At 36.7% G+C, this 11,383-nt stretch carries 15 protein-coding genes; 4 read left to right on the forward strand and 11 right to left on the reverse strand.

All coding sequences use genetic code 11. The features are described 5' to 3' along the window. Positions 1–25: 25 nt before the first annotated feature. The 4 genes from ACWIB3_RS10545 to ACWIB3_RS10560 all read right to left on the reverse strand — a co-directional run bounded on the left by ACWIB3_RS10545 (position 26) and on the right by ACWIB3_RS10560 (position 3,428). Positions 26–700 carry a hypothetical protein gene (locus ACWIB3_RS10545; RefSeq protein WP_254526960.1) on the reverse strand — a complete coding sequence of 225 codons (675 nt, stop codon included), beginning with the start codon at positions 698–700 and terminating at the stop codon, positions 26–28. Positions 701–1,023: 323 nt separating this feature from the next. Then, positions 1,024–1,392 (reverse strand): aspartate 1-decarboxylase, encoded by a 369-nt coding sequence (panD, locus tag ACWIB3_RS10550; protein ID WP_093096189.1) that lies wholly within the window; start codon positions 1,390–1,392, stop codon positions 1,024–1,026. A 16-nt stretch (positions 1,393–1,408) separates the two neighbouring features. Beyond that, positions 1,409–2,455 carry a DUF6695 family protein gene (locus ACWIB3_RS10555; protein WP_454291559.1) on the reverse strand — a complete coding sequence of 349 codons (1,047 nt, stop codon included), beginning with the start codon at positions 2,453–2,455 and terminating at the stop codon, positions 1,409–1,411. Next, complete coding sequence (locus ACWIB3_RS10560; protein ID WP_185216139.1) at positions 2,442–3,428, reverse strand: PLP-dependent cysteine synthase family protein; 987 nt, start codon at positions 3,426–3,428, stop codon at positions 2,442–2,444. Before ACWIB3_RS10560 ends, ACWIB3_RS10555 begins: the two co-directional genes overlap by 14 nt. Before the next feature lie 311 nt (positions 3,429–3,739). Between ACWIB3_RS10560 and ACWIB3_RS10565 the strand changes: the two genes are divergently transcribed. Further along, complete coding sequence (locus tag ACWIB3_RS10565) at positions 3,740–4,039, forward strand: LPXTG cell wall anchor domain-containing protein (protein WP_185212040.1); 300 nt, start codon at positions 3,740–3,742, stop codon at positions 4,037–4,039. A gap of 16 nt (positions 4,040–4,055) precedes the next feature. On the opposite strand, the gene ACWIB3_RS10570 is transcribed toward ACWIB3_RS10565, so the two are convergent. From ACWIB3_RS10570 to ACWIB3_RS10580, 3 genes are all read right to left on the reverse strand, one after another. Beyond that, the gene (locus ACWIB3_RS10570) at positions 4,056–4,244 is read right to left on the reverse strand and encodes an Arc family DNA binding domain-containing protein (protein ID WP_185212039.1); all 189 of its coding nucleotides are present in this window, start codon (positions 4,242–4,244) and stop codon (positions 4,056–4,058) included. Between the two features lie 38 nt (positions 4,245–4,282). Beyond that, positions 4,283–5,152, reverse strand: a complete 870-nt coding sequence (locus ACWIB3_RS10575; protein WP_454291560.1) for an SPFH domain-containing protein — start codon at positions 5,150–5,152, stop codon at positions 4,283–4,285. Positions 5,153–5,329: 177 nt separating this feature from the next. Further along, positions 5,330–5,836, reverse strand: coding sequence for a hypothetical protein (locus ACWIB3_RS10580; protein WP_454291561.1), 507 nt, complete (start codon positions 5,834–5,836; stop codon positions 5,330–5,332). Positions 5,837–6,104: 268 nt separating this feature from the next. On the opposite strand from ACWIB3_RS10580, the gene ACWIB3_RS10585 reads away from it, so the two are divergent. Continuing rightward, entirely contained in the window at positions 6,105–7,241 is a 1,137-nt protein-coding gene (locus ACWIB3_RS10585; protein ID WP_454291562.1) for a hypothetical protein, read from the forward strand. Between the two features lie 42 nt (positions 7,242–7,283). On the opposite strand, the gene ACWIB3_RS10590 is transcribed toward ACWIB3_RS10585, so the two are convergent. From ACWIB3_RS10590 to ACWIB3_RS10605, 4 genes are all read right to left on the reverse strand, one after another. Then, the gene (locus ACWIB3_RS10590; protein WP_454291563.1) at positions 7,284–7,859 is read right to left on the reverse strand and encodes a cytochrome b/b6 domain-containing protein; all 576 of its coding nucleotides are present in this window, start codon (positions 7,857–7,859) and stop codon (positions 7,284–7,286) included. Positions 7,860–7,874: 15 nt separating this feature from the next. Then, a complete protein-coding gene (locus ACWIB3_RS10595; RefSeq protein WP_185212034.1) occupies positions 7,875–8,327 on the reverse strand; it encodes a hypothetical protein in 453 nt (150 codons plus the stop codon). A 7-nt stretch (positions 8,328–8,334) separates the two neighbouring features. Next, a complete protein-coding gene (locus ACWIB3_RS10600; protein ID WP_454291564.1) occupies positions 8,335–8,931 on the reverse strand; it encodes a TetR/AcrR family transcriptional regulator in 597 nt (198 codons plus the stop codon). 149 nt (positions 8,932–9,080) lie between these two features. Next, on the reverse strand, positions 9,081–10,088 hold the full coding sequence (locus ACWIB3_RS10605) for an AraC family transcriptional regulator ligand-binding domain-containing protein (RefSeq protein WP_454291565.1): 1,008 nt from the start codon (positions 10,086–10,088) through the stop codon (positions 9,081–9,083). A 127-nt stretch (positions 10,089–10,215) separates the two neighbouring features. Between ACWIB3_RS10605 and ACWIB3_RS10610 the strand changes: the two genes are divergently transcribed. Next, on the forward strand, positions 10,216–10,584 hold the full coding sequence (locus tag ACWIB3_RS10610; RefSeq protein WP_454291566.1) for a hypothetical protein: 369 nt from the start codon (positions 10,216–10,218) through the stop codon (positions 10,582–10,584). A 2-nt stretch (positions 10,585–10,586) separates the two neighbouring features. Then, positions 10,587–10,982, forward strand: a complete 396-nt coding sequence (locus tag ACWIB3_RS10615) for a nuclear transport factor 2 family protein (RefSeq protein ID WP_454291567.1) — start codon at positions 10,587–10,589, stop codon at positions 10,980–10,982. Positions 10,983–11,383 lie beyond the last annotated feature (401 nt).

Raw genomic sequence — 11,383 nt, forward strand, 5'->3', positions numbered from 1 at the left:
ATATGTTTTATTAGATATTCTTAAATTATTTAAGGACAATATTGTTAGATAGGTTGGCTTTACCATTAATTAAGCTAGGAACGGAAACCTTGACCATCACAGCTTGCTTGTTGCCTGAAACCTTACCGCTCGTATTGTCCTGTTTGATGACAGGATTTTGAAAACGATAAATACTGGTGTAAAATGCCTGATCAAATGATTTTTGATTTTCAGGCTTTAGTTTGTCAAACTCTTTTTTTGCCTCGGTACTATACTTATAGTTACGCACAAAGGTTTTGTTACTTGGATTAAAACTATAGCTCGAGTAAGTGTTTAATTTGGTCTTGAAATGTTTAGAGAGTGTTTCTGTATAGGAATTTAAGGCCTGCACATTTTGGAAATCACAGGACACACTCGCTATATAATTATTAAAATCAAGCTTATAATCTACGTTACTGATCCCTTTGGTATTCTTTAATAACTGAACGATGGTAGCCACTTCTTTTCTGATCTCAGCCTGATTTGGGATCTTGAACCCATCTATCTTATCCAACTTCATTAGGGATGATACCTTTGTACGGCTCTTGCTCATGTTCAGTGTCCCTACGATAGATCCACTGCCATTACTTTTCATGTTGATCTCTTCCACAACATCAAAACAAGAACTCAGCAATAAACAAAAAATAGAACTAATAACAAGTAACCCGATTTTCCTGATCATTTTCAACATATTAATAGTATTAGCAATCCAAATTTTAAGTTTTCGAAATTATCAACTTAAAAACACTTATCCTTCACTGATTTCAGTGATTTTTTAAACTTAATGCTTAAAGTTTCATCCTGCAAGCATCAGGATGCAATAATTATATAAAAAAACAATATTTAAGGCGAGCATTATATTAGCTAAATCATAGAATGACAAAAATTGACAATGTATGAAAAGCGCCAGCCTCTCGCCATACAAATATCACGAATATCAGCAATAACCAATAAAAAAGGCCATCTACAAAATGTAGACAGCCCAATAAATTGTATGGTTAAATCTTAGTAGTTATATTTCTCTACAGATTTAATTTCATTATTACCTTCCGTAAAGACCAAAGTCGGTTGATAGGTTTCTGCCTCTTCAGGACTTAAGTTCACAAAAGAAAGAATGTGTACAGTGTCGCCTACTTTAGCATGTAATGCTGCACCACCATTCATACATACTTCGCCACTTCCTCTCTTGCCAGGAAGGACATAAGTCATGATACGACTACCATTTACAGCATTATTGATATATACCTGCTCATATTTTACAATACCAGCAGCATCCAATAAATCTGCATCAATGGTGATAGAACCATTATAGCTCACATTTGCCTCTGTTACTTTTACGGTATGAATTTTTGCTTTTAAAATTTTTAATTCCATTTCTTATTATACTTTTTTAGATAGATTGTTTTAAATTTAAATTATTAATATCTAGTGTCTTAAACACCATTTCCTTATCATTTTGTTTAACGAGATGCTTTTTATGGTGAACATGATAACTAAACTTAAAATCATGTAAATCACTGTATGCAGCATCTGTAGTTCCGATTACGGAGTATTCAACCTCTCCTTTATGGTTGAACTTACTTATTTCAGCTTCATCTAGATTTGCTGAAATGGAATACCAACAACCTTCACCCAATCCACCAAGCCACTCTGCCTTGTTCGGAAGGTCCTTTGGCCTTTTAGGTTCTTCGATAAAACCCAATAAAAGATCATCAGGAACTTCATGCGACCTTGATTTCAAGAAATTAGGTTTCAAGAGATCGACCTGGAATTTTAATGACTCCCAACGTCCCATCCTTTTCTTTTCCAAAACGCCATTGTGGAAACAATAGATCTCATTATCATCAACAGCATTGACAACATTGCTGGTAGGACTTGCCTTCAGGCATTCCGGAAAAAAGATTTTATTACAGCGCGGATCATTCTTTTCCATCGCATTGACCAAGATCTGGGCTACATACCGTGAACAACTGTTATTATTCGGAGCGATGGCTCCGTACAAAATAGGTCCCTTATCTACCAGGGATTCGGCATATTCAACTCCTTTCCGAAAGGAAACATTTTCGGCGATTGAACATAACAACCGGCCTGCCCCATGGGTAGCAGATTCTTTTTTGGACAATTCGACGAGGATCTCTTCAAAATTCATCAATTGATTGTCTTCCGAAAAGGTAGCTTTACTGTGCAACTCCAACCTTGGATCAAACTCACTGGATCGCGCTCTTCCAAATCCTCGAGGAACGATATAACGTCCAAAGTCAAAATACCTGAGATCTCCAGACTTTCTTTCAATTAAAACTATTGCTGCATGCCCTACCTTGAAATTAAGGTTCTTTACTATCCCTAATTTCTTTAATATGGCCATCCATAACTCATCACCCCTCGCCGTTTGGTCGGGCCAAGCTATTGGAATTGCGATATCATTATATTGATGCATTATAGTTTTCCTTTACCTTAGGTTGAGGATAAAAATCCTGATATAACTTGTTAATATAGCGAGTACCATGGTCTGGAAAAAACAAGACCACTTGATCCGTTTCTTTTAAATTCATTCTTTCAATGTTCTCATCCAAAGTGGCCAAGACCGCTGCACTTGAAAACCCCAATAAATCACCACATTCCTCCAGATATTGATGGGCGATGGCTTCTGATTTATCTTTTCCGATTTGAAAGATATGATCGACTACTTGTTTGTCAAATGCTCCTGGAATAAATGTCCGGCCAATACCTTCTATGGCATCAAAACGGACTTCTTCCTCAGGGATTGGTTTATTGTCCATAAACAGATGATAGACGGAATTCTTTGGTTCAACGCCCCAGATCTTGATCGCGGGATTACGCTCCTTTAAATACCTTCCAATTCCTGAAATGGAACCACCTGTACCAACACCTACCAAAACATGGGTGACTGCAGTATTTGTCTGCAGCCAAATCTCCGGTCCTGTTGTAATATAATGTGCTTTGATGTTGTTTGAGTTATAGTATTGGTTCGTAAAATAGGTATTGGGATTGTTGGAACAAAAAGCCTGTGCAAGATATTGAGTGGAATTGAAAACATGCAAACCATTGGAATTATCGCATCGTTCAATTTCTGCACCATAGCTCTCCAATAATTTAATCTTTTCATCAGAACAACTGGCAGAAACAAATATCTTCGACCTATAGCCAAGCTCTTTTGCGATCAGAGCGATGCTAATACCGGTATTACCACTACTTGCTTCGACAAATGTGCCTCCCTCAACAATTTTATTGCGCTTAATGGCATCTTCAACCATAAACCATGCGGCCCTATCTTTAGATGATTTTCCAGGATTATAGAACTCCTCCTTGATTAAGATGTTTGTTCCATATTTCTTGGATAAAAAATCCTCCCTTCTTAACGGTGTATTCCCAATAAAATCCTTTATCAATATTCCCTTTGTTTAGTATTTAGTTTATAATAATTTAACGTCAATATACTCAAGATTATTCTACTGTATTAACCTAAAACGTGCCAAAAAGTTCATTAACAGAATTTATAAAAACCAAATTGGCTAAAAAATTGCAGCTTAGAACCTAACTGCCAGTAAAAACTATCTCAAACTTTTAATATTAGGAAACTAAATAAAATTACGATAAATTTTAATAAAGTCTATCACTTGAAGATTTAGAGCAAGCATATTGTTACTAAAAATTGAAATCCTAGCTTATTTTTATAGTTTTGTCCTTTAAGATTATCGATATGAAACCAAAGACCATTGTAATCGCCGTATTATTGGCCTTATTAGCCATTGTCCTTTTCAACAATAAAGAGGAAGCTTCATTTTGGCTATTTGGGGACATCCGCACTTCGAAATTGATTATTCTAGGGATATTTTTTCTTCTAGGGGTCATTGTCGGTGCTATTCTATTTAGAAGAAAGAACAAGCACCCAAAGGAATATGGGATTACCAATACGGTGAATCCTACCGAAGATCAATTGTTTTTAGGGAATGATGATGAAATGTCGGATGATGACAGAGAATATATCCGGAGGGACTAAAAATATGTGAAATGGATCAGTTGCTTTCATCAACTGATCCATTTGTGTTTTTTGCTTTTGTTTTTTTCATTCGGCCAGATTTCTGCAAACCTTGATGGATCAGAAATTCTATCTGTCCATTAACGCTCCTAAATTCATCCTGAGCCCAGGCTTCCAATAGCTTAAAGGTTTCTTCATCTACCCTGATCACAAAACTCTTTTTCATAAATCTTTCTTAACTATCCGGAATTACTCCTTCTTAAATTAATTATAAAGGGTTCCTGCATTTACAATAGGTTGTGCGGCCTTCTCTCCACAGAGAACCACCATCAAATTACTGACCATCGCAGCTTTTCGCTCATCGTCCAATTCCACAATATTCTTTTCCGATAGCTTTTGGAGTGCCATTTCAACCATACCGACGGCACCTTCAACGATTTTTGCTCTGGCAGCTACAATTGCTGATGCCTGTTGACGCTGCAACATTGCCCCTGCAATTTCTGGTGCATAGGCCAGATGCGTAATCCTAGCCTCTTCTACCACTACCCCAGCTTTGGATAGACGTGCTGACAGCTCGGATTCCAAGATTTTATTGACATCTTCCCCACCATCTCTCAAGGTTAGGTCAGCATTCTCATCCTCAAAACTATCATAGGCAAAACTTACGGCAAGATGTCGTACAGCAGCTTCGCTCTGAACCCTCACGTAGTCCATATAGCTCTGTACCTCATAAGCCGCCTTGTAGGTATCACCAATTTTCCAAACGATTACTGCCGCAATCTCAATTGGATTCCCCAATTTATCGTTCACCTTCAAGGTCTGGCCCTGTAAGTTTTCTGATCTAAGGCTAATTTTCTGCGCCGTAAAGAATGGATTGATAAAAAACAGACCATTTGCCTTGATGGTGCCAACATATTTACCAAATAGATTCAAAACACGGGAATGGTTTGGATTGACAATGATCAACCCTTTCACGATTACAATAAAAACAATGAACAGGACCACCAAGACTGGTACATATCCAATCTGCCCATGTGAGCCTATCTGAATAAACGAGAAAATAATTCCTAGAAGGCTTAAAAACAGTATCCCTAATGCTAAATAGCCTGATGTTGGTTTAATGATCTTTTCCATAATTATGATTTATTATGATATTATTTTGATATCATAAATATAGAGAATATTCTTTTCATATTTCCAAGAAAATATCAAAAAAAAGAGGCTCCTTGAAAAGTATTTTCAAAGGAGCCTCTTTTTTTTGATAGAAAGCTTTTAGATAGGTATTCAGCTATGGATGAATATGTTTAGGTCTTATAACGTACTCATTACCTCAGGCTTCAATACACCATCAAATTTCTTATCAACGATTAATATGGCCATAGGACGCATGGTAAAACTCTGTTTTTCGCCGAAAGACTCTTTATATTTAAGCAATAACTCTGCTCCTTCTTTATTCAGAGAAATGGAATCAATGCTAGGTTTTAAATCCGAGCTCGCTGAAATGATCGCAATAACAAACTGCTTATCAAAATCGATATTACTGGGCATTCCAGAATCGCCCATGGTTGCTGCTGGCGAAAAGAATTCATCAAAAGCTTCTTGAGTTTCAATTTTGTGGGCTCCATTTTTATCCTCTGCAACGGTATTTTTTACAAAATAATTTTCGCCTAATACAAATGGAACACGTTCCCTGTTTGCTTCAGAAATCTCGTTTGTGCTGTCATTGCTAGTATTTCCATCTTGCTTCGAACCGGCATTATTGCTACAGGAAGCAAGTAGCAGTGCATTCAAGATGATTGGTATAAATAGTTTTTTCATTGTGTCATGTATATTTTATATCCATTAAATGATTGGAAAGCAAATTTGTTTGAAAAATATAGCAGTTTAAGAGTTCGTCAAGGCTTTGAATGGGGAGAATTTATCTAAAATTAACACACAATTATCTCAAAGGCTTGATATCCAAGTATTTTTAATAATAAGAGAATTTTTAATATAATTTTAAATACCGAGAAAAATTTAACAATATTGTAAAGTGTAAGGTTTGAGGCGACAATTATTAAAATTCATTTTATTGATAGATTGACATATGAATTTCCACATTATCAATGATTTATATTATAAAGATTTTCATGCTGGTTTTAAAGCAAGATACGATGTTTTTGAAACCATCAAGTCAGACCTATCTGATTCCAATACCTATGAATTTTATAAGATCACGTTAAAAGATTCCAAATACAGGTTGAAAAGGATAATTTCTAGACGATATGCAAATTATGCCAATTACCTTGCCTTCAAAAAATATATAGGAGAATTGGACTCTAATGACGTGATCATGGTCCTGATTCCCTTTGAAAGCTTGTTTGAAGTGGCTAAAGCCGTTTATTCTAGCCTATATAAGGTAAAACTTAATAAAGGTTTGAGGATCATCATGATGATAATCGATTTAGATTCCATCAGGCGAATTGGGCAAATCGACCCAGAGCTAGAGATTAAATATTTAGATTTTGCAGATGTATTGATTTCGCAGAATGCGGAAATGTCCAAATGGCTAATAAGCAATCATATCGCAGCTGATAAGGTCGTAGATTTAGAATTATTTGATTTCAGGCTCGATCCAAACCATCAACCTTCAGGTGTTGGAACAGCGATATTGGAGAAGAATATTGTTTTCGGGGGGAACTTAACCCCAGAAAAAGCAGCCTTCATCTATAAATGGAAGCCTAAGTTCAAAACGAAGCTGTATGGCATACATTTAGAACCAGTGGAATTGCATAAGAATATGGAATATTTAGGTGTATTCGATCCTGGTCATCCAACCATGGACGTCAGTGGCATTTCATTTGGATTGGTTTGGGAAGGAGACAGTACAAAAACCTGTACCGGTCTGGCTGGTCAATATTTAAAATATTCCACCCCCCATAAGATATCGTTATACTTATCTCAAGGTCTGCCCGTCATCGTCTGGGAAGAATCGGCCATGGCAAAATTTGTTCAAGAGCATAATCTTGGCCGTACGATAAAAAGCTTAAAGGACATTGAGCAAATTTTAGACGATATTACGCTCACAGAATATGAAGAAATCAGAACAAATGTTTTGAAAATCAAGGAGAAGGTAATTCGTGGTGAGTTTTTAAAAAATGCACTCAATCAATGCTTCATCAAACTGGACAGTCCTGACCTACAGAGTAAAATAAAGTTTAGTCAAAAAAAAGAGCTTCAATAGTTTTTTAAACCACAAAAGCTCTCATTTTCTGAATCATTTATATTAAGACTTCTCCTCTTTATCCCCTCCTATCATTTTAGAGGTAATCCCTTTTTTGTCTGTAGTTTCGGCGATAAAAACTCCCAGCAAGTGGAGCACCACAAATAAAGGAAACCAGTAAAGTCCCCATTTATGGACACTTTCTATGCTTTCTTTCCATTGACTAAAAAAGCCTTTTTCTATACAGATTCCAGTTGCTGCTGAGATCATTACAAAAAGATAGAAATAGACATAGGTAAGTCCTTGTAAGCGCTCCTTTAAGGACTGAACCTTCAGGAATGGATTGGGAAACCTGATCCCCTTAACGAGCATATAGATAATCCTAGCTAGAAAAGAAAAAATCATAATATGTGCAAAAAGCTCATGCCATTCCCACATAGGTTCACGGATACCCTTCACAACCTCAGAAACCTGCTCTTTTGAAATGCCTGAAACCTGCTTTTCTAAAACAGGGATTATGTTATCCTTGCCCATCCAGTACATCCTAAGAAAACCTGTTATGAAAAGAACGGGCATTGCAAAAGCCATAATCCAATGTAACAGGCGATGGAAAACGGTAAATTTTCGTTGCATACTCATGATAATGGGATTGGCCTAGTTAAAAAATTTACTGAATTCCATATAGGAGTCATGAAGCTTGGCAATGATGACATTCACCTTTTCAGGATTTTTCTCGGCTTCTAACTCCTTGACCAATTCCATATGAGGATGTAACCATTTATGCAATTCATCGTGTCCTTTCCCATCCATGGTACAGCTTTTTATGAGCTGATCATTCTGTTCTTTTAATTCTTTTGCAAGTCGTAGATTATCGGTTTGTTTTTCCTGTACATAAATCTGAATCAAGTCCACCCCCTTCAAAACAAAAGGTTTCATTTCTTCATTCATCGTCCATTTCTTTCCATTGTTCAATTCCAAAGCACCATCAGCATGATTATGCTGATGTTCTGCATGGTTTTCTGCGTCGTGATTGTGTGAATGTTCTGAATTTTGATGGCAGCTCCATAGTAAGATGCTGCTAATCCCCAATAGCATTAATTTTTTCATATTCTGTTTATTTTGTTTTAATCATTTTCAGTACTCCATTGACCACAGCCCTACCATCCTTGATTAGATCTGTCTTATTACCAGACAGCTTCCATTTAAGGACTGTTAGTCGAATACCACCCAATAATATAGTCGCTAAGGTTGAAGATTGTATCTCCGCATTGAAATCACCGTTGGATTGGCCATTCAGGATATTCTGTTCTACGTAGCCCTGCATCAAGTCCAAAATTTGAGCAACCTTTATACTTAGGCCTTCATCAAAATGAAAGATATTCTCAGCAAATATCACACTCACAACTGCCGGTCTTTCAGTAAAAGTCTTGAACTGGAAATTGAACAGGTCAATTAAATTCTCAGAAGGACTCTTCTGACTATTGACAGAGAGGCTTGAGATCCTTTTTTCCATTCTGGCAATGAAATAATTAAGCAGGCTCATGAGAATATCATTCTTACTCTTAAAATGCCTATACAAGGCAGGTTCAGTTACTTTGATATCTGCAGCTAGATTCTTAATGGTCAAATTCTGAATGCCATACCGGTCAATTCTCCTAGTAGCAGCTTCAATGATTTCAATTTGTCTATCCGTATATCCTTCAATCTTCATATCTACAAACCTTATGTTAGTTAGTATTCACTAACAAAGTTAAGTATTGTTTAACAGATTAATACAGAAAAAGATATCGATTTTAAGGAATGTTATTCTGAGGAGTTTTCAGGATGCTTTAGTATGCATCCCGAAGCGGTATTACATGGTCAATTATTGCTTTTCCTGAAAGTTGTTGGGGTTTTACCTGTCCATTTTTTAAATGCTCTGACAAAACCACTCGGTTCTGCATATCCTAAAACCGCTGAGATTTCCTTGACAGAAGACGTACTATTGCACATATAATGAATGGCCAATGATTTTCTTACCTCTTCGACAATTTGAATATAAGAGACCCCTTCTTGTTTGAGTTGCCTTTGAAGTGTCCTTACACTTACATTGAAATTACCTGAAACAGACTCAATGGATAAAGAAAACAGGTAGGAATTTGCGATCAAGAAATTAAATATCCTTTTTGAAAGGTTTCCTTTTAAGGCAGGAGAATTTTGCAATAAGCTGATTTTTTCAATCAATAGGCTCTGAATTTCATAATTTGCCGTTATGATTTTAGTGTTAAGGTAATCCTTCTTGAATTCCAAGATATAGTTTTCACTCTTTTTTACTGGACAACCTAATATAGCTTCATATTCTTTCTCATGCTGCTTTTTATATGTTGGAAAACTCGCAGAGATTGGGATAGGATTTTCTAAGACCAACCCTTTTAACTCATATAGTACAAATGACAACAGAAAGTCCCCCATCTGATCCTGAGCGGTTGGTGTATCTGAATAACCTCCTGTTTTTTCGAAGCTAATATTAAAGGTATTTTCCTTTTCTATTACATTTAGAGAATAAAAGTCAGTCAATAAATGAACCATGGAACATGCATGTTTTAATGCATCTTTAACATTACTGCTCATCTGTATGACCTGTCCGACTATACCCAAAGCTGAAATTTGCATAGAAGTCCCAAAATGGAAACCAGAAAGTTCATTTTTTGAGAGATGGACTATGTTTTTCCAAATGACTTCCATCTGCTGGATTGAAATGTTAAGCGATGACTTTGTGTGAAGGTCTTGAAGTTTTAACCCAGCAAATGATGCCAGTTTCTCAATATCTAAGCCTCTCTCTTTACAAAATACCAGCAATGCCTGTAAAAATATCTCTCTGTAATTCATAGTGTAAAAGTATAAATATACCAATCATTTGACCAAAAACTGGCATGAGATGACAAGCCATTGTCGCCAAATGGTAATTAGCAACTAACAGCTGACAGATAACTTTGTAGAAACAAATTCAAAGATTATGGTACTTAAAAATGTTTTACTGATAAATGCTATCAGTTCAGGATTGACAGGATTATTGATTGCTCTTAATTCAAAAGTAGTAGCAGGAATTTTTAAGGTGAATAACACTGTCCCAATTATTGGAACCGGTGTTTTTCTGGTTGTGTTTTCCCTCTTTGTCCTCCTGACTGCCTTTAAACACCTTCAAGACAAGTCATGGACTAAATTTATTATCGGAATCGATGTAACTTGGGTCGCTGTTAGTATAGTAGTTACAGCCTTATTGTTTTCTACTATTAGTATGATCGGATCTATAATAATTTTAGCAGTTGCTGCCTGGGTGGGATTGATGGCATACCTACAAATGAAGACCTTAAATAAAATGTAACGATGAATAAAATAGGAGAATTTATTACGGATTTCCTCAGGTATATGCAGGAAAGAGATTTGAATAATCTAGTTAATCTATTTGCTGAAGAAGTGAAATGGGAAGTTCCAGGGGATACAGACAGACTGAAATGGCTAGGTGTAAGAAAAAATAAAGCTGAGATTGAAAGCTTTTTCCAGCTCCTTTGGGCAGAGACAGAACCCTTATCAGCTGAAATACAAAAGATTTTAGCTGATAAAGATGAAGCTATGATAAAAGGTGAATTCACTAGCAAAATGTTGAGAACAAACAAGGATGTAACCTCTATATTTTTCATTCATTTTAAACTTCAAAATATGAAAATAGTAGAATACACCTTATTAGAAGATAGTTTTGCAGTATCAGAGGCTGTAAATTGAGAAGAAAGTTCTTTGTGATGCCCAGAGCCCTACCCGGAACATGCAATTATTCGAATCCCAACCGGGCACAATGCCTTGGGGATTCTTTTGAACTGATCCCGCTGGGAGTGGTTCAGCCCCACAATCCGCAGACACTTGCCCTGAACCTTCTCCGGATCGAACCGTAAAGGGTGCCTGCGGTGCATGTCCGCCATGCCCTCAACCCAATCAGGAACATGCAATTATTCGAATCCCAAGCGGGCACAATGCCTTGGGGATTCTTTTGAACTGATCCCGCTGGGAGTGGTTCAGCCCCACAACCACAAACACTTGCCCTGAACCTTCTCCGGATCGAACCGTAAAGGGTGCCTGCGGTGCATGTCCGCCATGCCCTCAACCCAATCAGGAACATGCAATTATTC

The sequence above is a fragment of the Sphingobacterium sp. NPDC055431 genome (genome assembly GCF_053644255.1).

Bases quoted from the DNA above. Each gene is read 5' to 3' on its own strand.
- ACWIB3_RS10565 (WP_185212040.1), top strand. From the start codon at position 3,740: ATGAAACCAAAGACCATTGTAATCGCCGTATTATTGGCCTTATTAGCC.
- ACWIB3_RS10595 (WP_185212034.1), bottom strand. From the start codon at position 8,327: ATGAAAAAATTAATGCTATTGGGGATTAGCAGCATCTTACTATGGAGC.
- ACWIB3_RS10555 (WP_454291559.1), bottom strand. From the start codon at position 2,455: ATGCATCAATATAATGATATCGCAATTCCAATAGCTTGGCCCGACCAA.
- ACWIB3_RS10570 (WP_185212039.1), bottom strand. From the start codon at position 4,244: ATGAAAAAGAGTTTTGTGATCAGGGTAGATGAAGAAACCTTTAAGCTA.
- ACWIB3_RS10575 (WP_454291560.1), bottom strand. From the start codon at position 5,152: ATGGAAAAGATCATTAAACCAACATCAGGCTATTTAGCATTAGGGATA.
- ACWIB3_RS10580 (WP_454291561.1), bottom strand. From the start codon at position 5,836: ATGAAAAAACTATTTATACCAATCATCTTGAATGCACTGCTACTTGCT.
- panD (WP_093096189.1), bottom strand. From the start codon at position 1,392: ATGGAATTAAAAATTTTAAAAGCAAAAATTCATACCGTAAAAGTAACA.
- ACWIB3_RS10605 (WP_454291565.1), bottom strand. From the start codon at position 10,088: ATGAATTACAGAGAGATATTTTTACAGGCATTGCTGGTATTTTGTAAA.
- ACWIB3_RS10610 (WP_454291566.1), top strand. From the start codon at position 10,216: ATGGTACTTAAAAATGTTTTACTGATAAATGCTATCAGTTCAGGATTG.
- ACWIB3_RS10585 (WP_454291562.1), top strand. From the start codon at position 6,105: ATGAATTTCCACATTATCAATGATTTATATTATAAAGATTTTCATGCT.
- ACWIB3_RS10590 (WP_454291563.1), bottom strand. From the start codon at position 7,859: ATGAGTATGCAACGAAAATTTACCGTTTTCCATCGCCTGTTACATTGG.
- ACWIB3_RS10600 (WP_454291564.1), bottom strand. From the start codon at position 8,931: ATGAAGATTGAAGGATATACGGATAGACAAATTGAAATCATTGAAGCT.
- ACWIB3_RS10615 (WP_454291567.1), top strand. From the start codon at position 10,587: ATGAATAAAATAGGAGAATTTATTACGGATTTCCTCAGGTATATGCAG.
- ACWIB3_RS10545 (WP_254526960.1), bottom strand. From the start codon at position 700: ATGATCAGGAAAATCGGGTTACTTGTTATTAGTTCTATTTTTTGTTTA.